At 67.9% G+C, this 23,243-nt stretch carries 20 protein-coding genes; 3 read left to right on the plus strand and 17 right to left on the minus strand.

Translation table 11 applies throughout. From position 1 onward, the window contains the following. Nucleotides 1–913: 913 nt before the first annotated feature. From purM to purE, 5 genes are all read right to left on the minus strand, one after another. Nucleotides 914–1,978: a phosphoribosylformylglycinamidine cyclo-ligase gene (gene purM, locus JX283_RS01230; protein ID WP_204828972.1), complete on the minus strand. Its 1,065-nt coding sequence runs from the start codon at nucleotides 1,976–1,978 to the stop codon at nucleotides 914–916. A 1,770-nt stretch (nucleotides 1,979–3,748) separates the two neighbouring features. After that, on the minus strand, nucleotides 3,749–5,335 hold the full coding sequence (purF, locus tag JX283_RS01235; RefSeq protein WP_204828973.1) for an amidophosphoribosyltransferase: 1,587 nt from the start codon (nucleotides 5,333–5,335) through the stop codon (nucleotides 3,749–3,751). A 39-nt stretch (nucleotides 5,336–5,374) separates the two neighbouring features. After that, nucleotides 5,375–6,184: a class B sortase gene (locus tag JX283_RS01240; protein ID WP_204828974.1), complete on the minus strand. Its 810-nt coding sequence runs from the start codon at nucleotides 6,182–6,184 to the stop codon at nucleotides 5,375–5,377. 10 nt (nucleotides 6,185–6,194) lie between these two features. Continuing rightward, the gene (locus JX283_RS01245) at nucleotides 6,195–6,644 is read right to left on the minus strand and encodes a GatB/YqeY domain-containing protein (protein WP_204828975.1); all 450 of its coding nucleotides are present in this window, start codon (nucleotides 6,642–6,644) and stop codon (nucleotides 6,195–6,197) included. 41 nt (nucleotides 6,645–6,685) lie between these two features. Next, on the minus strand, nucleotides 6,686–7,117 hold the full coding sequence (gene purE / locus JX283_RS01250; RefSeq protein WP_204828991.1) for a 5-(carboxyamino)imidazole ribonucleotide mutase: 432 nt from the start codon (nucleotides 7,115–7,117) through the stop codon (nucleotides 6,686–6,688). 173 nt (nucleotides 7,118–7,290) lie between these two features. Between purE and JX283_RS01255 the strand changes: the two genes are divergently transcribed. After that, entirely contained in the window at nucleotides 7,291–8,175 is an 885-nt protein-coding gene (locus JX283_RS01255; RefSeq protein WP_204828976.1) for a bifunctional hydroxymethylpyrimidine kinase/phosphomethylpyrimidine kinase, read from the plus strand. Nucleotides 8,176–8,290: 115 nt separating this feature from the next. Here the strand turns inward: JX283_RS01255 and JX283_RS08720 are convergent, their stop codons facing one another. From JX283_RS08720 to JX283_RS01265, 3 genes are all read right to left on the minus strand, one after another. Next, entirely contained in the window at nucleotides 8,291–9,151 is an 861-nt protein-coding gene (locus tag JX283_RS08720) for a hypothetical protein (RefSeq protein WP_370583383.1), read from the minus strand. A 137-nt stretch (nucleotides 9,152–9,288) separates the two neighbouring features. Continuing rightward, nucleotides 9,289–9,966, minus strand: coding sequence for a glycerol-3-phosphate acyltransferase (locus tag JX283_RS01260; RefSeq protein WP_239652410.1), 678 nt, complete (start codon nucleotides 9,964–9,966; stop codon nucleotides 9,289–9,291). Nucleotides 9,967–10,088: 122 nt separating this feature from the next. After that, nucleotides 10,089–11,858, minus strand: a complete 1,770-nt coding sequence (locus tag JX283_RS01265; protein ID WP_239652411.1) for an ABC transporter ATP-binding protein — start codon at nucleotides 11,856–11,858, stop codon at nucleotides 10,089–10,091. A 432-nt stretch (nucleotides 11,859–12,290) separates the two neighbouring features. On the opposite strand from JX283_RS01265, the gene JX283_RS08615 reads away from it, so the two are divergent. After that, nucleotides 12,291–12,413, plus strand: a complete 123-nt coding sequence (locus JX283_RS08615; RefSeq protein WP_255533386.1) for a hypothetical protein — start codon at nucleotides 12,291–12,293, stop codon at nucleotides 12,411–12,413. 146 nt (nucleotides 12,414–12,559) lie between these two features. On the opposite strand, the gene JX283_RS01270 is transcribed toward JX283_RS08615, so the two are convergent. The 4 genes from JX283_RS01270 to JX283_RS01285 form a co-directional block, all read right to left on the minus strand. Next, nucleotides 12,560–13,231, minus strand: coding sequence for an NUDIX domain-containing protein (locus JX283_RS01270; RefSeq protein ID WP_204828977.1), 672 nt, complete (start codon nucleotides 13,229–13,231; stop codon nucleotides 12,560–12,562). Nucleotides 13,232–13,234: 3 nt separating this feature from the next. Beyond that, nucleotides 13,235–14,518: a phosphoribosylamine--glycine ligase gene (gene purD, locus JX283_RS01275; protein ID WP_204828978.1), complete on the minus strand. Its 1,284-nt coding sequence runs from the start codon at nucleotides 14,516–14,518 to the stop codon at nucleotides 13,235–13,237. Nucleotides 14,519–14,608: 90 nt separating this feature from the next. Further along, complete coding sequence (locus JX283_RS01280) at nucleotides 14,609–15,547, minus strand: DegV family protein (protein ID WP_135977894.1); 939 nt, start codon at nucleotides 15,545–15,547, stop codon at nucleotides 14,609–14,611. A gap of 39 nt (nucleotides 15,548–15,586) precedes the next feature. Continuing rightward, the gene (locus tag JX283_RS01285) at nucleotides 15,587–16,873 is read right to left on the minus strand and encodes an adenylosuccinate synthase (RefSeq protein ID WP_204828979.1); all 1,287 of its coding nucleotides are present in this window, start codon (nucleotides 16,871–16,873) and stop codon (nucleotides 15,587–15,589) included. 363 nt (nucleotides 16,874–17,236) lie between these two features. Here JX283_RS01285 and JX283_RS01290 point away from each other — a divergent pair, with 363 nt between their 5' ends. Continuing rightward, nucleotides 17,237–17,626 carry a hypothetical protein gene (locus tag JX283_RS01290; RefSeq protein WP_204406921.1) on the plus strand — a complete coding sequence of 130 codons (390 nt, stop codon included), beginning with the start codon at nucleotides 17,237–17,239 and terminating at the stop codon, nucleotides 17,624–17,626. A 1-nt stretch (nucleotide 17,627) separates the two neighbouring features. Here the strand turns inward: JX283_RS01290 and JX283_RS01295 are convergent, their stop codons facing one another. The 5 genes from JX283_RS01295 to JX283_RS01320 all read right to left on the minus strand — a co-directional run. Beyond that, on the minus strand, nucleotides 17,628–18,767 hold the full coding sequence (locus JX283_RS01295) for a LuxR C-terminal-related transcriptional regulator (RefSeq protein WP_204828980.1): 1,140 nt from the start codon (nucleotides 18,765–18,767) through the stop codon (nucleotides 17,628–17,630). A gap of 339 nt (nucleotides 18,768–19,106) precedes the next feature. Beyond that, nucleotides 19,107–20,486, minus strand: a complete 1,380-nt coding sequence (gene dnaB, locus JX283_RS01300; protein ID WP_204828981.1) for a replicative DNA helicase — start codon at nucleotides 20,484–20,486, stop codon at nucleotides 19,107–19,109. Nucleotides 20,487–20,931: 445 nt separating this feature from the next. Then, nucleotides 20,932–21,468, minus strand: a complete 537-nt coding sequence (rplI, locus tag JX283_RS01305) for a 50S ribosomal protein L9 (protein ID WP_204828982.1) — start codon at nucleotides 21,466–21,468, stop codon at nucleotides 20,932–20,934. Between the two features lie 1,086 nt (nucleotides 21,469–22,554). After that, nucleotides 22,555–22,818: a 30S ribosomal protein S18 gene (gene rpsR / locus JX283_RS01315; RefSeq protein WP_204828988.1), complete on the minus strand. Its 264-nt coding sequence runs from the start codon at nucleotides 22,816–22,818 to the stop codon at nucleotides 22,555–22,557. 45 nt (nucleotides 22,819–22,863) lie between these two features. Next, the coding region (locus JX283_RS01320) for a single-stranded DNA-binding protein (protein WP_204828989.1) at nucleotides 22,864–23,243 on the minus strand (380 nt) is incomplete at its 5' end.

Raw genomic sequence — 23,243 nt, forward strand, 5'->3', positions numbered from 1 at the left:
GCACCCCAGCGTCTCGAGCCGGTCTCCCTGCACGAACACCGCGGGATAGGCAGGGTCGCCCCACCCGCCTCGCGCGGCAACGANGAGGGCGGCGAGGACGAAGGCCCCCATGACCATGGCCCACGAGAGCAGCCCGGAGAACAGCCCGGACCCGAGCGATCCGACGACCTGGCAGGGGCCCAGGGCCAAGAGCCTCCCGTTGGTCCGGGAGAGCACACCGGCAACGGCGACCAGGCACGGGGTTCCCACCCACAGGAGCCACGGCACCTGCTCGTAGACGAACGCCAGGTACGGGAGGGCCGGAAGCTCGCCCACCGCGGTGTAGACCACCGGCTCCGCCAGCCCCGCGATCCTTACGACGTTGAGGGAGTTCGCCCTCATGAAGAGCTCGTCGTCCTCCCACACGCCGCGCTCGACAAGGGCCAGCGTGACGTTCTCGTAGTCCGCCGCCGCCTGGAAGAACGCCTTGTCGTCGNTCGCCTCCCGGGCGCGGCCGAGGGCCTCGAGGNCCTGCTCCTCCAGCGCCACGAGCTCGCCGTCCACACCGTCGTCCCTCCACTGCTGGAGACGGCGCGACGTCTCCATGTAGTTCTCCGCGCCGTATCGCTCGAGGATGTCGGCACCACCGGTCGACGCCTCGGGGTAGAGGGAGGGAAGGAGGAGAAAGAGCGCCACCAGGGCGGGGAGGACGTATATCCACGGCGTCCTCGTCGTCACCGCGGCAACCGTGCGAACCTGACCCATGGCCACTCCCTCCCGTCACTTAACTTGAAAGCGAGATTAAGGGAGGTTCNGCGGCCGTCGATACGCAAGCAGGCCACGGTTGTGCCTCAGAAATGCCACAGAAAAGCGGGGCCAGGTCGCATGCCCAGACCCCGCCTCTCGTTGATCGGCCGATCTCTTGAGGTGCCTCCTACGCCGTGTAGCGCACCCTGCCCTCGCCGGGCACCACGGTGCCCACGGCGAACGTCGGGAAGCCCTGCTCGGCGAAGGCCGCGGAGACCCTCTCGGCGTCCTTGGGCGCGCAGACCACGGCCATGCCCACGCCCATGTTGAAGGTCTTGAAGGCCTCGTCTGCCGTGAGGCCGGCGGCGCGGCTCACGTAGCCGATAACCGGCGGCACGTCCCAGGCCACCGAGCCGTCGGCGCCGCGCTCCACCAGGGCGTCGAGGTGGGCCGGCATGGCGCGGTCGAGGTTCTCGGTGATGCCGCCGCCCGTGATGTGGGCCAGGGCGTGCACGGGGGNGCCCGCCGCGAGGGCCCGCACCACGGCGCCGGAGTAGATGGCGGTGGGCGCCAGCAGGGCGTCCGCCAGCGANTCGCCNCCCAGCTCGGCGCGGGGCTCCAACAGGCCAGCGTCATCCATGCGGTCGGTCACCGCCGCGCGCANGAGGGAGTAGCCGTTGGNGTGGATGCCGCTCGAGGCCAGGCCGAGGATGACGTCGCCCTCGCGCACGTTGTCCTTGCCCAGCATGGCGGGCTTGTCCACCACGCCCACGCAGAAGCCGGCAAGGTCGTAGTCGTCCGCGGCCATGACGCCGGGGTGCTCGGCCATCTCGCCGCCGATGAGGGCACAGCCGGCCTTGCGGCACCCCGCGGCGATACCTCCCACCACCTGGGCCATCTCATCGGCACGGAGCTTTCCCACGGCCACGTAGTCCAAGAAGAACAGCGGCTCGGCGCCGGTGACCACCACGTCGTCGGCGCACATGGCCACGAGGTCCTCGCCCACGGTGTCGTTGCGGCCCAGGCGCTGGGCTAGGGCCAGCTTGGTTCCCACGCCGTCGGTGCCGCTCACGAGCACCGGGTGCTCCATGGCCTTGAACGGCGCCGCGTCGAACAGGCAGCCGAAGCCGCCCAGCCCCTCCATGACGCCGGGGCGGTCCGTGGAGGCCGCGGCCCCCTTGATGGCGTCCACGGCGCGGGCGCCCTCGTCCACATCCACGCCGGCGTCGGCATAGCTCATGTGCTCGCTCATGTCTCTCCCGTCTCTCTCTGCTCTCCCAACCTTATCCCATTGGGGGACTCCTCCCCGCGAGACGGCANNCCGTCCCATCGAGGACGGCACCACCCGCAAAAGCTTCTGCGGNCGATTTTGAGGCCCGCCGCCACCCGCAGAAGCTTCTACGGGTGGAAAAGTACCCGCAAGAGCTTCTACGGGTGGTCTGGGGCGCCGTTCCCACCCGCAGAACGTTCTACGGGTGATCCGGAGGCCTGCCGCCGCCCGCAGAAGCTTTTGCGGGCGGCACCCCCGACGGGCCGCCCCGCACCTATCCCCTCACCAGAACCTGTGGGGCCCCATGATCCGGTCATGGAGCCCACGTCGCGCCTGCGAGAGGGAGTGGTCCCAGGAGAACGGGCAGCCCAGGTGGCCGGCGAGGCTCTCGACGGCGAGGCCCAGNGATACTGGGTCCGCCACCGTGAGGTTGTCCCAAGGGACGATGGAGATCCCCAGGGCGTCGGCCACGGCACGGCGCCTACGGTCCTTGGCGACAGCGCACCCCTCGCTGTGGTGCGCCGCACTGTCGTACTCCACCGCCCACCCCGCCTCGGGCCAGCAGAGGTCGAGGTACATCGTCCGTTGGCCCCCTATGAGCCTGCCGAGCTCCCGGGGGATGTCGACACGGTGGTTGAGCCGGGGAAGCGGGAGACCGTAGCCGCCGAGGGGCCCCGGTGCGGAGAGCCCCACACTCAGTGCCGTCTCCATGGGCGACCGCGACCCCTCCGCCGTGATGGCAAGGGCGCGGCGCAACGTGGAGGCGCCCTGACACCGGGCAGGCAGGTTCTCGGAGAAGCCCTCCAAGACCGCCTTCCCCACAAGGGGCTCGCGTCTGCCCGGGCACTCACCCAGGTCAGGTCTCGGCACATAGGTCGAGCACAGCGTGGTCGCCACCATCGCCAAGGCGGTCACATCCAGCTCCCGGGCGNGCATGAGCAGGTAGAGGTCGGGCGGCACCACGTACAGCGGCTCTTCCGCCTCGGCGAAGGGGCCCTCCATGCGGAGCAGGGAGAACGGCCCGATGCCCTTGGGAGAAAGATGGGGACGGCAGGCGCCCGACCCATGGCGGCATCGGTCGTCGGTGACGAGGAGGTCCGGTACGACCCGACGGTCCCGGGGCGTCTCGGCCAGCCAGTGGGCGAGGTCGAGGAGCTCCTGGAAGGCCGGCAGCCGGCAGAGCCCCTCCGCCTGTCGGGCGCCGCACGCGGCGTCACGCAGGATAGGGGCCGCCTCTTCCTTCGGGATCACGGTGAACGGGGCTCGAGAGGCGTATACGATCCAAGCACCCAGGTCGCACAGCACGGTACTCATGGGACCCACGGTACAGGACGGCCCTGACCGGTTTCCGACCGCATCCTGACGGTGACGGTCAGGGCGACGCCGCGGGCCATGGACGGATGGCGAGACGGGCCGACGCCCGCAGAACGATCTACGGGTCATCCGGGGGCTCATCGGCACCCGCAGAAGCATCTGTGGGTGGAAAAGTACCCGCAAGGCGTTCTATGGGTGGTTTGGGGGCCCACTGCCACCCACAAAACGTTCTGTGGGTGGTCCAGGGCGGCATCGGCACCCGCAGAACGATCTACGGGTGATCGGTGGGCTCATCGGCACCCGCAGAAGCTTCTCCGGGTGGAAAAGTACCCACGGAAGCTTCTCCGGGTGGTCTGGTAGTCCACTGCCACCCGCAGGACGTTCTCCGGGTGGTTCGAGCCCCACTGCCACCCGCAGAAGCCCCACGGGAGGTCCTCCTCAGTCCTCCCGCTCGCCGCGACCGGAGGCGCCCACGACCTCGTGACCCCAGGCGTTCTCGGACTCCTCGCGGCAGACCTCCAGGACGTCGGCCACCTCCTGGACGCTCATGAGGGCCGTCGGCGACGGGTCCGTGAGGTTGGTGGGCTCGTAGCCCTCGAGGAAGCTGCCCCTGGAGAAGACCTCCGGGATGGCCACGGGGTAGTCGCCGGTGAAGCAGGCACAGCAGTGGCCGGGTGCAGGCGGCACGGAGGCGAGCAGCCCCTCCACCGACAGGAACGCCAGGNAATCGGCCCCGATGAACCGGCGGATCTCTTCCACCGACTTGTTGGCGCTGATGAGCTGGTCCTGGGTGTCGGTGTCGATGCCGTAGAAGCAGGGCCAGCGCACCTCCGGCGAGTTGACGCGCACGTGCACCTCGGCGGCGCCGGCGTCGCGCAGCATGCGGNCGATCTGGGCCATGGTGGTGCCGCGCACGATGGAGNCGTCCACAAGCANNAGGCGCNTACCGGCCACGACGTCCTTGAGGGCGTTGAGCTTGAGACGCACACCCATCTCGCGGAGCTCCTGGGTGGGCTGGATGAAGGTACGCGCCACGTAGCGGTTCTTGATGAGGCCCTCGCCGAAGGGCAGGCCGCTGGCCCGGGCGAACCCCTCTGCGGGGGGCAGACCGGAGTCGGGCACGCCGATCACGAGGTCGGCGTCGGCTGGTGCCTCCTGGGCCAGGCGCTCGCCCATGCGGCGGCGGGCCGAGTAGACCGTGCCGCCGCCCATCACGGAGTCGGGGCGGGCAAAGTACACCTGCTCGAAGATGCACGGAGACGCCGTGGCGGAGCGATACTCCTGCTGGCTCTCCAGGCCGTCGTCGCTGATCTTGACGATCTCGCCGGGCTCGACGTCACGCACGTAGGAGGCGTCCACGATGTCGAGGGCGCAGGTCTCGCTGGCCACGACCCACCCCTTGCCGCACGACAGCTCGCCGAGCACGAGGGGGCGGATGCCGTCGGGGTCTCGGAAGGCGTAGATGGCGTCCTCGCGCACAAGGGCCATGGCGTAGGCACCCTCGAGCATGGCCATGGTGCTGGCGATGCCCTCGCGGATGCGGTGGGGCTCCTGGGTGAAGTAGCCGATGAGCTTGGCCGCCACCTCGGAGTCGGTGTGGGTGCGGAACGGGATGCCCANGTTGATGANCTCCCGACNCATGGCGTCGGTGTTCACCAGGGTGCCTTTGTGCGCCAGGGCGATGATGGTGTCGTTGATGGTGGAGAGGTGCGGCTGCGCGCCCTCCCAGCNGCCANCGCCGCTCGTGCCGTAGCGCACGTGGCCGCAGGCGACCTTGCCNGGCATGGCCTTGAGGTCGGCGTNGGTGAAGACCTGGTCCACCAGGCCCTCGTCCTTGCGCACGAGCACCGTGGAGCCGTTGCCCACGGCGATGCCGGCGGACTCCTGNCCGCGGTGCTGGAGGGCCTTGAGGCCGAAGTACGTCATGCGGGCCACGTCGAGGCCCGGGGCCCAGACGCCGAAGACCCCACACTCCTCGTGCAGGGTATCGCCGTCTGCGGCCGGCACGGTGTTGACAGGATGCATCTCTCTCCTCGTCCGGAGGTCCCCCGACCCCGGCCTCCCCTAGGCCGCGGGTGTCCGGGACGCCTCGTCCACGGTCTGCTGGGGCACGCACACCACGAGGGTGCGGCCCCGGCCGTACTTGTCGTAGTTGCAGGTCACAAGGGNGAGCACACGGTCTGTGGCGTCGATGACCGCGTCGGCGTCTGGCCGGCTCGTCTCGGCGATGGACAGGTCATGGCGCAGGTAGTCGCGNAACTCCTGCTCGGTGGGCCACGACAGCGGCACCTCCATGTGGTCGGTCTCGGGCAGCACGTAGGAGTAGAGCGGCGTCAGGCGCCACGTCTGCTGCTCGGTGACCCACCACACAAGGGGGTGCTCGTCAAAGACCTGCTGGTCGTTGTAGGTGTCGATCCAGGCGAACATGGAGCTCGCCGGGTCCTGGCTGTTGATGTGGTGCCCGTAGACCATGGTCTGCTTGTCTGTGAGGTCCGGGCCCGTGTTCTGGGAGTCGATGAAGATGAGCCCTCCCAGGGAGTAGTTGCCGTCGGCGCCCGTACGCAGGTAGGTGTCGTTGGTCTCTCCCTGGTACACCGGGAAGTTCACCGGCGTGCCCGGAATCTGCACCCAGGCACAGACGTCGGGGTTCTCGGCCTTGAGGGCCGCCCAGTCCACCTTGGGCGGGGTGTCGGCGGTACCCGCCTCCACGTGGGTCTGGGCCTGGGTCACCTGGTCGGCCACGGTCTGCTCCTGGCCCATGCGGTCGAACCAGAACCACAGGGCGGCGNCGATGAGCACGACGTCGAGCACCAGCAGCAGGCAGAAGAGCACCTTGCGCCGCAAAGTCCACTTTCTCCTGGGCTTCTTGGCCACGGACGCCTCCCTAGGAGAGCTTGGACCCGGCGTAGGCCGCCGCGGCCGGCTTGTCGAAGTTGCCCTGGGTCTCGCGGGTGAGCGCACCCATGACCTTGCCCATGTCACGCTTGGTGGAGAGACCCTCCCCGGCGATGATGGCGTCGATGCGGGCCCGGAGCTCGTCACCCTCGAGCTGGGCGGGCAGCAGGCCCTTGAGGACCTCGCCCTGCTCGCGGAGCATGGCGAGGCGCTNCTCGTGGCCGGCGGCGCCNGCNNGCTCGATGGCCTCCTCTTCCTCCTTCCTGNCCTTCTGCAGCTTCTTGACGGCGGCGGTGAGGTCGGCCTCGGNGACGTCGCGGCGCTCGTCCACCTCGATCTGCTTCATGGCCTGGTTGACCTGGCGCAGAATGGAGAGGCGGTTCTTGTCCTTGGCGCGCATGGCGTCCTTGATCTGGTCGAGCAGCTGACTCTTGTCCACAGGGTGCCCCCTAGATGATGGTTTGATGGTTGGGCGAGGTGTCAGCCCTCGGCCATGGAGGCCTTCAGACCCTCTACAGCCTCGCGGTACCCGCCCATGGTAGCACCCAGGATCTGGGTGGCGAAAATGGCGGCGTTCTTTGCACCGTTGATGGCCACACAGGCCACGGGCACGCCGCCGGGCATCTGCACCATGGAGAGCAGCGAGTCCAGGCCACCGAGGTCNCTCGTGCGGATGGGCACGCCCACCACGGGCAGGGGCGTGAAGGCGGNCACGACGCCGCCGAGGTGCGCCGCCTTGCCGGCGGCGGCGACGATGACCTTGAGGCCGCGGTCCGCCGCGGTGGAGGCCCACTCGTGGACCTTGGCAGGGTTGCGGTGAGCGCTGGCCACCACGAGCTCCCAGGGCACGCCCAACTCGTCGAGCTGCGTGCAGCATGCCTCCATGACCGGCCTGTCCGACTCGGAACCCATGATGATGCCCACCAGCGGCTGTGCCACGGCGTCTCCCCTCTCCCGCCCCGTGCCCGGGGCCCGTCCTGACGAGACAAAGATAACACCTGAACGAGGGATAAATCCGCGGCCCGCGAGGGGTAGCATCGTGCGGGTACGTCGGTCCATAAGTCCACGTCTGAAAGAAGGAACCCATGACCTGCGTTGCGAGCCCCAAGGACGTCTACCTCTACGAGCGCGAGGGCGCCTACATCCCCCGGGTGGGGGCCGTGCACGACCTGTGCGGCTACGGCAAGTGCTCCCTNGGCGTCGCCATCCCCGNGCNCNCCGCCGCCNGCTGCNACNTGTGCCCCNTGCCCNCNTNGCTCTTCTCGGCCCACACGCTCTACCCTGAGTTCTACATGCTCGACACCACCGACATGCTGTCGCCCTACCTGGACGCCTGGCAGGAGGAGGGCGTGGAGCTCGACGCCGTGTACTCCGGCTTCCTGGGCGCCCCCGAGCAGGTGGCCTCCATCCAGCGCCTCTACCGGGAGCACCCCGGCGCCCTGCGCGTGGTGGACCCCGTCATGGGCGACGGCGGCAAGATCTACCCCACCTACACCCCCGAGCTCTGCGAGGCCATGAAGGGGCTCGTGGAGGGCGCCGACATCCTCACCCCCAACCTCACCGAGGCCGCCATCCTCACCGGCATCGAGTACCGAGGCCAGGACGTGGACGAGGCCTTCGTGGAGGAGAACGTGGAGGCGCTGCTGGCCATGGGCGCGCAGACCGTGNTGGTCAAGGGCGTGGACCACGGCGACGGNCAGATCCGCAACTACGTGGCCGGCAGCGGCATCGAGGCCCTGGAGGTCTCCGGCGAGAAGCTGCCCTTCATGCTCCACGGCACGGGCGACCTGTTCTGCTCGAGCCTCCTGGCCGCCGTCATGTGCGGCCGATCCCTCGGCGACGCCGTGGACTTCGCGGGCAGGTTCGTCCACGACGCCATGGTGGTCACCCAGGACCAGCCCGAGCACGCCATGCGCGGCGTGAGCTTCGAGTCCAGGCTCGGCGAGGTGGCGAAGCTGCTGGAGGCCTAAGGCCCCAGGGACGACAACCGCTTGCGACACGGGGGGGCGGCCTGCGGACACCGCGGACCGCCCCCTGGGTACCGGGGNTGTGGCAGGCAGGGAGCCCAACCAGGGTGACAGGGCGTCAGGCCGCCGNCTGCGATCCCCCGGCCGCCTTGGTCGGCACGGACGCCGACGTGCCGCCGGCCGTGGCGTCGGCGTCCGGGGAGTCTGCGCCCAGGAAGTCCAGCGGCGAGGAGCTGATCTTCTCGCGCAGGCGTTCCATGGTGGGGCCGTCGATGCCGGTGATGGTGCAGAAGATGTTGAAGCCACCCGACTTTGACGTGGCCTTGGTGAAGATGAACGTCATGAAGTTCTTCACCGGCGTCGTGGGCTGCAAGAAGCCGAAGAGCTGGGCGTTCTCGATCTTGCCGTCTCCACCGTCGTGGACGTCGATGTGGTAGATCACGGTGTTGATGTTGGGGTTGAGCAGCGCGTTGGTGGCGAAGGCCGTGGCCTGGATGTAGCCGCCCGACATGGCCTCCATCTCGTTGGCGCTGGTGACGTCCACCACGGTGACCTCCACGCGGCCGGTGGCCTCGTCGGCCTCCTGCACGGAGAAGTCCTCGGGGAACTGCGTGAAGCCGTTGCCCCACTCCACGCCACCCTGGAGGGCGGAGGCCACGGACTGCGGCGTTACGCTGGCGGTGAGGTTGGCGGTGGAGGAGCGGCGCATGACGCCGTAGCCCACCTGGGCGCCCACGATGGCGATGAGCAGCACGACGACGAACGCCACGGCGGTGCGGGCGATGACGGCGCCCACGTTGGAACCGGAGGGGTCCTTGCCGGAGAGGGGGTCGACCTCGAGGCCCACACCCTTGCGACGGCGGCGGCGATGCTCCTTCTCGGCGGTGGCGGTGTTGGAGTGGCCGGTCTCGTCGACCGTGGCGAACAGGGCCTCGACCTCGTCGTCGGTCAGCCACTTGCTCCGCTTCTCACGCGCCATCGAGTCTCCCACCCGGNNGTGCCATCGATGATCGGCCCCGTCCATGACCANCCCATTGTAGGCAACCGGGCCCACGGCGCCTGTGCGGGTCGTTCAATCCCCGCAACTCCCATAGGGAGGGGCGGTNAGAGGGGCGGTCACGAGTGCCNACGCCCCAACACCTTCTGGGAGAGGGAGGCCCNGGGCGTGCCCCCTTCCTTGATGCCGCGGATGGCAGGAGCGTGCGCGGCCGCCATGAGGGCGAAAAGCACCGTGGCGCAGCCGAGCATGGTCCACGCGCTCACATAGGCGGAGAGGCTCGCCGTGGGAACCACGAGGAGCTGCAGGAGGCAGAAGAGCTCATAGACGCCGGTGATGGTCACGGCACCCCAGCAGAGGTAGCCGCCGAACACCACGGCGGCAAGACCCGCAAGGCAGGAGACCACACCCGCCGCCGGCCACGCCAGGATGATGGCGGCGCAGGTGGTGGAGACGCCCTTGCCGCCGCGGAAGCGGTGCCACGCGGGGAAGTTGTGGCCGAGGGTGGCACCGACACCGGCGAGGGAGGCGGACAGCGGGAGGAGGATGTCGAGAAAGTGCCAGCAGATGAGCGTGGCCACGAGCACCTTGAGGCAGTCGCCGACGAGGACGACCGCGGCCCAGCCCCGACCGAGCTCGTGGCCGATGTTGGCCATACCGGGGTTGCCGTCCCCCACCTCGAACGCGCTCCTGTGGACCACGAGCCGGCACACGACGTCGGCCGTGAGGAACATGCCGCACACGTACCCGATGGNGATGCACGCGAGGAAGAACCATATCCACACTGTCGCGATCACGGGCCCTCCTNGAGCTCGGGGCGTAGGGATGCCTTTAGAAGGTTACCCGTTGGGGACTGTCAAATCTTTCAGAAACCGGCCAACGATACATCGAAATCAGTCGATGGTAGCGGAAAGCGGCCCTATCCTCGGTCCCCCTCGAACTGCATGCGGTAGTAGCGCGCGTAGGTGCCGCCGCGGGCCAGCAGCTCGTCATGGGTTCCCACCTCGGCCNCACGGCCGCCGTCCACCGTGACGATGACGTCGGCGTCCTTGATGGTGGAGAGGCGGTGGGCGATCACGAGGGTGGTGCGACCCTCGGCCAGGCGCGCCAGCGACTCCTGGACGGCGTGCTCGCTCTCGTTGTCGAGGNCGCTNGTGGCCTCNTCGNGNACGAGGATCTGGGGGTCCTTGANGAACACCNGNGCGATGGCGATGCGNTGCTTCTGGCCGCCGNANAGGNGACCGCCGCGCTCGCCCACCTCGGTCTCGTAGCCGTCGGGCAGGCCGCAGACGAAGTCGTGGATGTTGGCCTTGCGGGCGGCCTCCACGACCTCCTCGAACGTGGCNTCGGGGCGGCCGTAGGAGATGTTCTCGGCGATGGTGCCGTTGAACAGGTAGACGTCCTGCTGCACGAGGCCGACGGCCCGGTGCAGGCTGTCCAGCTGCACGTCGCGCACGTCCTGGCCGTCGATGGTCACCGACCCGCGGTCCACGTCGTAGAAACGCGGGAGCAGGGCGCAGGTGGTGGACTTGCCACCTCCCGAGGGGCCCACGAGGGCATAGGTGCGGCCCGGCTCGATGTCGAGGTCGAAGCCCTGGAGCACGGCCTTGTGGGTGTCCTGGACGTCGTCGCCGTAGGAGAACCAGACGTCGCTGTAGCGCACGTGGCCGCGGGTGACCTCGAGGGGTTTGGCGTGGGGCGCGTCGGCGATGTCGGGCTTGGTGGAGAGCACCTCGTCGNAGCGCTNGAAGNCGGCGCGGGCCTTCTGGAACATCTCGGTGAAGTCGATGAGGGTCTGGAGCGGCGTGGTGAACAGGCTTACGTAGAGGGCGTAGGTGGCGAGGTCCGTCACGGTCATGGAGCCGGCCGCCACGAGGTAGCCGCCAAAGACGATGATGATGGTGTAGAGGGCGCCGGTGAGCAGGGCTGCGGCGGCCTGATAGCTGCCCATGGCGCGGTACATGGCCTCCTTTGATCCCAGGTAGGCGTCGTTGGAGCGGCCGAACTTGGCACGCTCCAGGTCCTCGTTGGCAAAGGACTTCACCACGCGGGCGCCGCCGAGGGAGTCCTCCAGCTGGCTGTTGACGTCGGAGATACGCTCGCGGTTCTCGGTGAATATGCGCTTCATGCGGCGGTTCACGCGCAGGCACCAGTAGCCGAGCACCGCGGTGACCACGGCCATGGCAAGGGCAAGCTGCCAGTTGATGAGGAACATGACCACGAAGGCGCCCACGACCTCGATGGTGCACACGATGATGGCCTCGGGCAGGTGGTGGGCCGCCTCGGCTATGTCGAAGAGGTCCGAGACCAGGCGACTCATGAGGTNGCCGGTGTTGTGGCGGTCGAAGTACGAGAACGAGAAGCGCTCGTACTGGTCGAAGAGGTCGCGGCGCATGGCGCTTTCCATGCGGGCGCCCATGATGTGGCCCCAGCAGCTCACGAAGTAGCGGCAGCCGTAGCGCACGGCGTACATGAACACGAGGCCCAGNCAGNTCCACCAAAGGTTNGAGAGGATGGCCTCGGAGCCGTCGGAAAAGAGGCCGTCGGCCAGGCCGCGGAGGATGACGGGGAAGGCGAGCTCTGTGCCGGCCTGCACGATGGCACAGGCGGTGTCGCCCCAGAAGAGGGCCCAGTGGGGGCGGTAGTACTCGAGGAACGAGCGGAACAGGGTGGGACGGTGCGAAGACACGGGCGGCTCCTCGGGTACGGAAAACGACGGACCGTAGAGACTCTACCCCTCGCGGGCGCGCGAGGTGCGCGGGGCGGGACTTGCGGCGCGGGGTGCGACTGGGGCGTGGGAGGGTCTGGTCAACACGGCGATGTCGGTGGCGGTGGAATGACCCGATGGCGTCATGGACCATTCACTTGATTCAATATCTCTATCATAGTGAGTAAAATATTGACTTTTTTACGCTTACGTGAATATATCTACCTTTTACCGACACATTTTACTCTTATCAGTAAGACACTCTTAGAGGGACGTACAGTGGTCATAGGCCCATTGGTAGAGGCAGTTCCATTCAAACATCAGATACGCGATTCCTAAAAGGAAATATCAGTGGATCGCAACTCGTTACTAGCGTTCACTACGGCTAACCGATTACGAAGATGGNATTATGNCATGGATCCTCTGATCGTCGCAAAGCTCGCCGGGGTTGCCATCGGGGTCGTCCTGCTCGTCCGTGGGGCCTACTGCCTCCTCGTCGTGGGGGTCAGCGCCGCCGACGAGATCAAGAAGGGCTGAGCGGCACCGATTGACCCCGCCATGTGATAGAACCCTCCGTCCCCTTTGACACAGGCAACGGGGCTGACGCACATCCGCGTCAGCCCCGTTTTGGGACAGAAGTGCCCGACCGTTGGGACAAAAGTGTCCGGGTGATGGGACAGGGGTCAGCCGAGGCGGCGGCCGATGGCGTCCAGGGCCAAGGCTCCCACCACGGTCTTGGCGTCCTCCACACGGCCGTCCAGCACGGCGTCGACGAACTCCTCCGTGTCCACGAGGTCCACGTTGAGGAACTCGTCGGCATCGGGGTCGGACCCGACGAACGTGAGGCCCGTGGCCATGTAGATGTGGATGAGCTCGTCGGAGAAACCGCAGCTCGTGACGATAGACGTGAGCAAGGCGAGCTTCTCGGCCTCGAAGCCGGTCTCCTCGAGTAGCTCGCGGCGGGCGCAGTGCTCCGGATCCTCGCCGGGGTCGAGCTTGCCGGCGGGCAGCTCCACGGTCACCCGNTCGAGGGCGGTGCGATATTGGCGCACAAGACAGACACGACCGTCGTCGGTGAGGGCCACGAGGGCCACGGCCCCCGGGTGTCGCACCACGTCGCGGCGGGCGGGGCGCCCGTCGGGCAGAGTCACCCGCAGCGTGTCGACGTCGAATATCCTGCCTTCCCAGGCCTTCTCCTCGGAGTCGATGGCCTCGCAGAGGCCGCGGTCGCGCGGGTCGTCTCCCCCACCCACGAACTCCCTCCGACAAGGCGTCCCCGACGCGTGGTCACAGCCGTCGGAGGCCTCCTCCGCAGGCTCCTCCACCACGGCCACGTCCTCGGTCTGCTCGTCCACGTCCTAAACCTCCCAAGCCTCGCGGCCCCGCAGGGCCTTGGCGCCGATGTCGCGGCGCAGGGTCTTGCCCTCGAACCCGATCCTATCGCAGGCGGCGTACGCGGCGTCGCGCGCCCCCTCGAAGGTGGGGGCCACGGCGGTCACGTCGAGCACGCGGCCACCGGCGGTGACCAGGGTGCCNTCGTCTGCGAGGGCGGTGCCGGNATGGTACACCGTGACGCCGGGCACCTCCTCGGCCTCCTCGATACCCGTGATGGGCTTTCCCTTCTCATAAGAACCGGGATAGCCTTCCGAGACGAGCACCACCGACACGGCCCAGTCGTCGTCCCAGGAGGCCATGGCGGCGTCCAGCGTGCCGGTGGCCGCCGCGTAGAGGAACCGCAGCAGGTCGCCCTTGAANCGCGGCACGATCACTTGGGTCTCGGGGTCGCCGAACCGCGCGTTGAACTCGAGCACCTTGGGCCCCTCGGGNNTANGCATGAAGCCGCCGTAGATGACCCCTCGGTACGGGATGCCCATGGCCGCCAAGGTGCGGACCACCTTCTCGTTGGCGGTCTCCATGGCCGCCTGNTCCTGCGGCGTCACAAAGGGCACCGGCGAGTAGACGCCCATGCCGCCCGTGTTGGGGCCGAGGTCGCCCTCCAGGGCGCGCTTGTGGTCCTGGGCGCAGGCCAGGGGCACCACGGTGGTGCCGTCGGTCACCGAGAGGAGCGAGCACTCCGGGCCGGTGAGCATCTCCTCGACCACCACGCACGACCCGGCCTCTCCGAAGGCACCCGAGAAGCACGAGCGCACGGCCTCNGCGGCCTCCTCCACGGTCTGGGCCACCACCACACCNTTGCCNGCNGCCANGCCGTCGGCCNTCACCACGAGCGGGGCGCCCTGCTCCTCGACGTAGGCCANGNNNGGGGCCTCCTCGGTGAACGAGGCATAGGCAGCCGTGGGCACGCCGGCGCGCNCCATGACCCGCTTGGCAAAGAGCTTGGACCCCTCCAGCTGCGCNGCCTNGGCGCCGGNGCCGAAGACCGGCACGCCGGCGTCGCGGCAGGCGTCGGCCACACCGGCCACGGGCGGCGCCTCAGGGCCAATGACCACGAGGTCGACGCCGTTGTCCGTGGCGAAGCGGGCCACGGCGGCCGGGCTGTTCTCGTCGATGGGGGCGACGTCGGCGCCCGCCATGCCGCCGTTGCCGGGGGCCGCCCACACGCGGCCGCACTNCGGCGATGCCTGGATGGCCTTGAGCAGCGCGTGCTCGCGGCCGCNGGCACCCAAAAGCAGAACGTCCATGGTCTGTGTCCTCTCTCTTCTCTCTCGTGGGCGCCGCGGCGGTGCCGGGCGCAAAAGGGGCGGCCCCGCTCCCCCGCGGGACCGCCCGGATCAGAGCCCGACCTCCTCGAGCTCCCCCTCGTGGAAGTAGCCGGCCCCCTCGTCGAGGTCGCCGCCCACGAGGTAGCGAGCCGGCGCGTAGGCGATGCCCACGGACCCCAGCCCCAGCTGGCAGGCCACGGCGCCCGACACGTTGGCCACCGAGGTGCGGCGGCTGATGAACTCGTTGGTGTCCAGAGGCTTCTCGAGCACCGAGAGGCTCCTGGGGTAGCCCACGCAGATCTCAACGTAGCGCAGGGACCCGTCGCGCTGGGCGTCGAGGCTCATGAGGCGCGCGATGCGGCCGGCGAGCATGCGCTGGTCCGCGGCACGGCCCACCGTGACCAGGCGTCCCTGCTCGTCGAGGGTGACGAGCCCGTAGGCCCCCATCCAACCCTCCATGACGCGTCGGAGGCGTCTGATGGGCGCGCGGTGGCCCGGGCGCGGGAAGAGCCGGGCGCCGGGCGGGGCGATGAGCAGCAGCGTCACATGGCGCACGAGGCGGGCGGCGTGGTCCACGGCCTCCTCGAAGCCCATGCCGACCTCGCGGCCGTGGACGATGTCCGCCACGACGATGCCCTCGGCCGCCGACAGCGTCTTGGAGTCGATCACGGCCACCTGGCCGCGCTTGTTGGCGGCGCGGGCGGCGGCCACGGCGTTGTCGTAGGTCTGGGACAGCGCCGAGGAGGCCGTCACACACAGGATCTGGGTCACGCCGGAGTCGAGCAGACCGTCGAAGACCTCGGTGAACTCCGATGGGGACGGCTGCGAGGTGCGCACGGACGACGGCTTGGTGGCGAGTGTCACATAGGTGTCGGCGGGATGCACCTCCAGCACGTCGCGGGAGTCGCCGGCCCGCGTGCGCAGGTGCATGGGCACCAGCCGCACGTCGTGCTCGTCGCACCACTCCAGCGGGAGGTCTGACAGCGTGTCTGTCACGATGGCGAACAAACGGTCCCCCTTTCCGGAGCGGGGTCGTGGGCTGTTTGCCTAGTTCCAGTGGCGGTTGATGGTCTGCTCACGGTCCGGGCCGNCAGCGATGATGGAGACGCNCACGCCGGAGAGGCGCTCGATGAGGNCGATGTAGTCCTTGGCCTCGCNGGGCAGCTCGGTGTAGCTGCGCACGTTCGAGATGTCGCACTTCCAGCCGGGGAGCTCGATGTAGACGGGCTTGGCGTCGTAGAACAGCGACTGGTGCTCGGGGACCGTGGTGTAGCGCACGCCGTCCACGTCGTAGGCGATGCAGACCTTGATGGTGTCGAGGCAGCCGAGTACGTCGAGCTTGGTCACGGCGAGGTCGGTGAGGCCGTTGACGCGGGCGGCGTAGTTGACGATGACGGCGTCGTACCAGCCGCAACGGCGCTTGCGACCCGTAGTCACGCCGTACTCGTGGCCGGTCTCGCAGAGGAGCTCGCCGATCTCGTCGCCCTGGGGCAGCTCCGTGGGGAACGGGCCCGAACCCACGCGGGTGAGGTAGGCCTTTGCGATACCGAGCACGCGGTCCACGTGCTTGGGGCCCACGCCCGAGCCGGTGATGGCGCCGCCGGCCGTGCAGTTGGAGCTCGTGACGAAGGGATAGGTGCCGAAGTCGATGTCGAGCATGGTGGCCTGGGAGCCCTCGAACAGGATGTTCTTACCCTCGTCGATGCACTCGTTGAGGAAACGTGAGCTCTCGATGATGTANGGGCGCAGGCGCTCGGCGTAGNGCAGATAGGTCTCGCAGATCTGGTCCACGGTGTAGCCGGGCATGTCGTAGATCTTCTCGAGGATGGGGTTCTTCTCGAGCAGGGCGCACTCGAGCTTCTGGCGGAAGATCTTCTCGTCGAGCATGTCCTGCATGCGCAGGCCGATGCGGGCGGCCTTGTCGGAGTAGCACGGGCCCACGCCGCGGCGCGTGGTGCCGATNAGGTTCTTGCCGAGGCGCCGCTCGTTGGCGCCGTCAAGGTCCTTGTGGTAGGGCATCACGATATGCGCGTTGCCGCTGATCTTGAGGTTGTCGTAGGAGACGCCCTGGGCGTCCAGGGTGGCGAACTCCTCGAGCACCACCGAGGGATCGACGATGCAGCCGTTGCCGATGACGGGCACCACGCCGTCGTACATGACGCCGGACGGGATCTGGTGAAGGCCGAACTTGTGGCCGTTGGCCATCACGGTGTGACCCGCGTTGGCGCCGCCCTGGCAGCGGCAGACCACGTCGTATTCACCGGAGATGAGGTCGGTCACCTTGCCCTTGCCCTCATCGCCCCACTGGGTACCCACAAGAATCGTCGAGGCCATACGCTCTCTCCCCTAACAGACAGTGGCGCCGCTTCCCCCGCGGCGCGGGAACCCCTCCAGTATAGATAAGACCGGGGCGCCGGCAGGGCGCCGGCTGGAGCGGGACGNNGNCGCCNCCCCCTCGAAGCGNCCGCTTNGGCCATTTGGTACTTTTCGATTAAAAAACTCATCTAAACCACCAAACAACCCGCCGTTTGGTGGTTTTCGGTCCCCTTGTTCGCGAAAAAGTACCAAACGGCGAGAAGGGCCAGACCGACGTCGCCGGGCGGGGACCAAGACACCCGAGCCGCACCGTCATAAACGCGGGAAGATACGGGGTGCATAGAGACACGGGCGGCCCCGCGGTCCACGATGCCAGCATGCATGACAACCGTTGAAGGAGGTCTATGGAAACCGTCCCTCCTGCGCGCTGTAGCGCTGGCGGACGCCGTCGGGGTCGCCTGCTGGCTCCTCGCCGTGCGCTCGGGCCACCCCGACCAGGTATGGCCCGTCGTTGCGTTACCCGCCCTCACATGGGTCTATATGCGGTTTCCCGAGGGGTTCTGGCGGGGAGGGGAGCAACCGGGCACGATGCTCACCGTCGCGTCGCTCGCGTTCGGGGCGGCGACGTTCTTCCTTTTCACCCGCTACATCCCGATATGGCAGGGTCCGCGACCGGCATTTCTCACCGTGCCCGTCTGGTTCTGGTGGTTTGCCGCGGGTGTCGGTGTGGTGAGGGGATGGGTGGCCTACCTGCGAGACAAAGTCTCTTGAGCTACGAAAGGGGTAGGTGTGCGTCCGACGCCAGGGCGTCCGCAACGAGTTTTCGGAGCTNGGTAACCGANTGCACGCCCATCCGCGCGTACCCACGCCGCCGCAGCCTGTTCACCGTGCCGAGGGAATAGTGGATGGACTCGGCGATCTGCGGCCCCGTCTTTCCGGCGACGATNGCCAGGAGGACCGCCGCCTCCAACGCGCTGCNCCCTCGATACCTCAGANAGTGATCCAGGCGCTCCTCCTGACCCACCTCCATTGGCGCCGGCGAGAAGNACCCCACAACCGCCGGCAGAAAGGCCACTGCCACAGGAAGCGCAAACGCGAGAAGGCGGGCCGCCAGCGCCGGGGTCAGGTCAAGCGGCAGCTNGGCGGCAAGACCCGCAACCGCACAGGCCCAGGCAAAGGATGTGGTTGTAACCCAGCCCACCAACGACCCCACGAGCAAAACCGCCAGGCCATAGGGGTCCTCGAGGACAGCCGGCAGGATGATACCGCGCCGCGGGACAAACCCGACCAAAAGAACGACCGATGCGGCAAGCAGCGGCATCTCAAGAGAGAAGCCCATATCAGCGGTAGCGCCAGCCGCAAGGCAGCAGCCGCCGGCTATGCCAAGGCACAGGCTTCGTCCCCCGCGGTAGGTGCCGGCAGAAGACCCTTCTCCACCCCCAACGGCCGGACCGTACAGTCTCCTCAGCGACCCGATTCCATCCAGCTCGAGCTTTTCGTATACATGGCTGAGGACCACACGAACGGTCCCTTCGCGAATACCGAGGGCCCCCGCCACTGCCGCCGGAGTCTCCCCGACAGCCACAAGGTCGGCAACCTGCTCCTCACGCGGACTCAAACGCCCCTTTGGAACACTTGATACGATCCCCCTCTCCTCGGCCCTCGTGACAGCGGGCGCCCCGGTGCGCCCCTCTGCGAGNGCATAGGAGAAAACCGCGATCGAACCGATGCTCGAGAGGTACACGACGGCCGACGGGATGTCGGCCGCGAGAACCAATCCGGAGACGATGCCGGCGATGCTGGGAAGGACGAAGCTTTGGACGTCGAGACCACGGAGGTAAAAGAGCACGGCAAGCAGANACTGCACGAGGGCGCACGGCACCGGAGGCCATAGAACAGCGTCGACGATCACCCAATCTTCCGGCGGAACCCATCGGGCGGAAACCATCAACAAGGCCAGGGCCACCGCCCAGATAAGGCCGTCGGCAGCACCGTCTCCGAAGCCCCCTTCCGACCTGGACAGGACGAACCAAAGCACCCCGGACCAAGCGGCCGCGAGAGGGGCGGATGGGCACAGCAGCGCCAAGGCCGCCAACACCACCCATCTCAAAGCACGGCCGTCAGCGCCCACGGCGCCCCTCCCCGTCGAATGCATCACTAAACATATTTCTATAATGATAACATTGCAGTGGGACAGAAGTGCCCGACCATTGGGACAAAAGTGTCCGGGTGGAGGGACGGAGCGGCGGTGCTAGGCGNCGTGGTTGCGGTCCAGCTGCATGAAGCGCGTGGACTCCTTGAGGAAGACCATCTCGNNGGTNCCCACNGGACCNGAGCGGTTCTTGGTCACGATGAACTCGGTGATGCCNTCGTCGGGANGGTCGGCCCGCTCGGCCTCCTCGGGGGTGGAGGAGCGGTCGAGCAGGATGACGATGTCGGCGTCCTGCTCGATGGAGCCGGACTCGCGCAGGTCGGAGAGCTGCGGGCGCTTGCCGGTGCGGTTCTCGGACGTACGGTTGAGCTGCGACAGGGCTACCACAGGCACGCGGAGGTCCTTGGCCATGATCTTGATGCCACGGCTCATCTCGGAGACCTCCGTGGCGCGGGAGTCCGAGCGCTTGGAGGGCGGCGGGCTCACGAGCTGCAGGTAGTCGAGGATGATTACAGCTTTCTCCTTGTTGCGGAGCATACGGCGGNCCTTGGCCCTCACCTCGGTGACCGTGGTGCCGGGGGTGTCGTCGATGAGGATGTCCANCTGGGAGAGGCGCGCGGAGGCGTCCNTGAGGTTGGNCCAATCCTCGCCGGCGATCCTGGCGGAGCGGATCTTCTGGAGTGGCACCTGCGAGTACGCGGACAGCAGGCGCTGCGCGATCTCTGTCGAGCTCATCTCCAGGGAGAAGAACGCCACGGTGGCGCCGGCCTCGNCCGNCTGCACGGCCAGGTTGANGGCGAACGACGTCTTGCCCACACCGGGGCGGGCGCCCACGACCACCATCTGGCCCTCGCGCATGCCAAGGAGCATGTCGTCCAGGCGCTGAAAGCCCGTGCGCACGCCGGCGATCTCCTCACCGCTCTCGGCCTGGGCCTGGAGCTCGGCGTAGAGGGCCTGCATGGCGTCCTGCATGGAGATGTAGTTGGAGCGCACGTCGCGGTCGGTCACGGAGAGGATCATGCGCTCGGCGGAGTCCACGACCTCCTTGGTGTCCTCCGGGGCGTCGAAGGCCAGGCTCGTGATCTGGGCCGAGGCCATGATGATCTGGCGCAGGGTGNGGTCGCGCCGGAGTATCTCGGCGTGGTGGCGCCAGGAGGAGAGCGAGAAGGTGTTGGCCGCAAGCTCCGCCAGGTAGGCGGGCCCACCTACGCTCTCGAGCTTCTTGGCGCTCTGGAGACGGTCGGCCACGCTCAGGGGGTCGATGGGCAGCGAGTTGTCGAACATGTCGCGCAGGGTCTGGTAGACCACCTGGTTGCGCGGCAGGTAGAAGTCGTTGTCCTCGAGCTCGACGAGGCACTCCTGCAGGACGTCCTGGGACAGCATCNNGGCCGAGAGCACGGACTTCTCGGCCTCGACGTCCTGGGGCATGGCGGGGGGCGCGGCGCCGAACGTGGGCGCCGGCACGGTGGCGATGGCCATGGGCTCCTCTCGGCTNACGACGGGTGCGGCACCGGTATCCTAGCCCATCGGGACCGGTAAGAGGTTAGACTGATTATGGGAAATCGGGCGTTCCGCCTTATCATCACCCCGATGTTTCCAAGGAGAGGCCCCCGTGCTGGACCTTCGCCGGTTTTGAACGTTTTCAACAAACTTTACGGGCGCCCCCATGACAGTTGTCAACATTGGTAGAACCTCTGTTCGTATTCANACAGAACCATGGGCCCTACCAGCGGTTCTTTCATTGCTCAGCACAAAGTTGCAGGTAGATAGCACTGTTTTGGTAAACCACAGGAAAGAGGAGGCTGTCCGTCGACCTTGACGGACAGCCTCCTCTTATGATCGCGCAGGTAAAAGCCGGTGGAATGCCACGGGTGGACGAAAAGCCGTTGTTGAAAGCGGGCTACTCGCCGTACCCGGGAACCCCTTAGGCCTCCTCGGACTCCGTGGCCTCGGAGGCGTCCTCGGCGACGATCTCCTCGTCGGCGGGAACGTCCTCGTCGCCCTCGGGCAGGTCCTCGGGGGCACCCACCTGGACGCCGATGGTGGCGAAGATGGTGCGGTAGATGCCCACGACGACCTCGTGAAGGCCGGCGGNCTTGNTGGGTTTGTTGATCTCGATGCGCTTGCGGTCGATCTCGATGCCGTACTGCTCCTTGAGGGCGTCGCCCACCATGGCGTTGGTGACCGAGCCGAAGAGCTGGCCCTCGTCGCCGATCTTCACATCGANGACGACGNCCTTGCCGTCGAGCTGATCGCGAAGGGCCTCGGCATCGGCGATGCGCTTGGCCTCACGGATGGCGATGTTGTTGCGACGCTGCTCGAGCTGCTTGATGTTGCCCGGGGTGGCNGGTTGGGCGATGCCGTTGGGGAACAGGTAGTTCTCGGCATATCCCTGGACGACGTCGATGATGTCGCCCTCTCCGCCCTTGCCCCGAAGCTCACCCAGAAGGATGACTTTCATGGGACTCTCCTTTTCTGACGCCGGCGCCAGGGCCGGCACTTCCTTTTCCTACTCCCCCTGTGCCCCGGAACGGCCGTCCCCTGCCCGCATGTGGCGGAAGTCGGCCCAGAAGTCCACGAGGCCCAGGAGGCTCACGACGAAGAACGTGACCTCGAGGTCGATCGCCACCACCAGCACCAGGGTGCGGAGGAGGCAGCCCACGCCGTGGCGGTTGAACCACCAGGTGAGCACCGCGTAGCCGTCCATGAGGAAGACGAACCTCACGGCGAGCACGCAGGTGAGGCCGATGGCCCGGGCCACCTGCGCGCCGGCCCCGAAGACGCCGCCGAAGGCGAACAGGGCGACGCCCGCGATGAGGACCACGACCGACCACAGGGGCGAGTCGAAGGCCACGGGCCGCCACGACACCTTGCCCGCAGACGGACCGCGGGCCAGGAAACCGCCGTAGTGGCCGGCCAGGACGTTCATGCCCGCCAGGACGAAGTAGCCGAACGGCCAGAGGAGGCCGAGGAGCCACGAGAATGACCTGAGCTGGGCGGCGACGTCGAGGCCGTAGGTCGAGGCGGCCTCGTCCACCGCGGACGAGATCGCCTGGGTGAGGACCGCCGCGCCGTCGAGGCCCGCGAGGGCCGCGAACCCGAAGTCGATGGCGATATAGGCCGCACAGGCCACGGCTGCCACCGCGTAGTCCGTGGTGACGNNGGCCCGGCGGCCGGCGGCCAGGGAGCCGACGACCCACGCGAGCGCGCAGTCGACGACACCCTTCACCAGGACGGCGGCCGCACCCTGGACCCACAGGAGGCCGAGGACCAACCCGACGGCGCACGCGAGGGCCACGAGGGCCTTGCGCGGCCGCGAGAGGCCGTTGACCNGGGCGAAGGAGACGCCGTACGCGACCATGGCCACCNCGATGACGGAGAGGCCCGTGACCGCCACCGAGCCGAGCCCGGCCCAGAGCAGCGCGGTCACCAGGCTGCGGGAGTCACCCTGACGGTTGCCCCCGTACCTGACGATCGATGTCTCCTTCTCGGGCNCCTCGTCGCGCCNGTCCCTGCCGCCGGNACCCACTGCCGAGGTCTCCGGGTGCTAGTCGCGACGACGGCCGCCGCGGTTGGAGACCACGGGAACCGTGTAGGGCAGGAGCGCCATGATGCGGGCGCGCTTGATGGCGTTGGCGATGTCGTGCTGGTGCTGCGTGCAGGCGCCGGTGACGCGACGGGGCTTGATCTTGCCGCGGTCGGTCATGTACTTGCGAAGGAGCTGGGTGTCCTTGTAGTCGATGAACTCGACATCCTCCTTGCAGAACTGGCAATNCNTGCGACGCGGCTNACGCNGATACTCAGTGGCCATGTCTTAGGTACCTTTCATTGCGGCGGCCGCGAGGCCGCCGGGAAGTTAGAACGGGATGTCGGCCTCGTAGGTCTCGCCCATGGGGGGCTGGGCCTGCGTTGCCGGGGCCGGGGTCTCCGGCGTGGCGGCCGCCCAGTTGGGCTGCGCCGCCTGCTGGGGGGCGTAGGGCTCGCGGACCTGCGGGGCCTGCTGAGCCTGGGCCTGATAGGACCCCTGGCCTCCCTGGGGGTAACCCCCCTGCCCGTANCCACCGGGGTTGCCCTGGCCGTCNCCGNGNTGCCCCATGAACTCGATGTCGTCCACGACGACCTCTATCTTGGAGCGGTTCTTCTGCGTGTCGCGGTCGACCCACTGGCTCCAGCGGAGTCGGCCCTCGACGGCGACCTTGGTCCCCTTGGTGAGGAAACGGGAGATGGACTGGGCGC

The sequence above is a fragment of the Olsenella sp. CU969 genome (assembly GCF_905219715.1).
GTDB lineage: Bacteria > Actinomycetota > Coriobacteriia > Coriobacteriales > Atopobiaceae > Granulimonas > Granulimonas faecalis.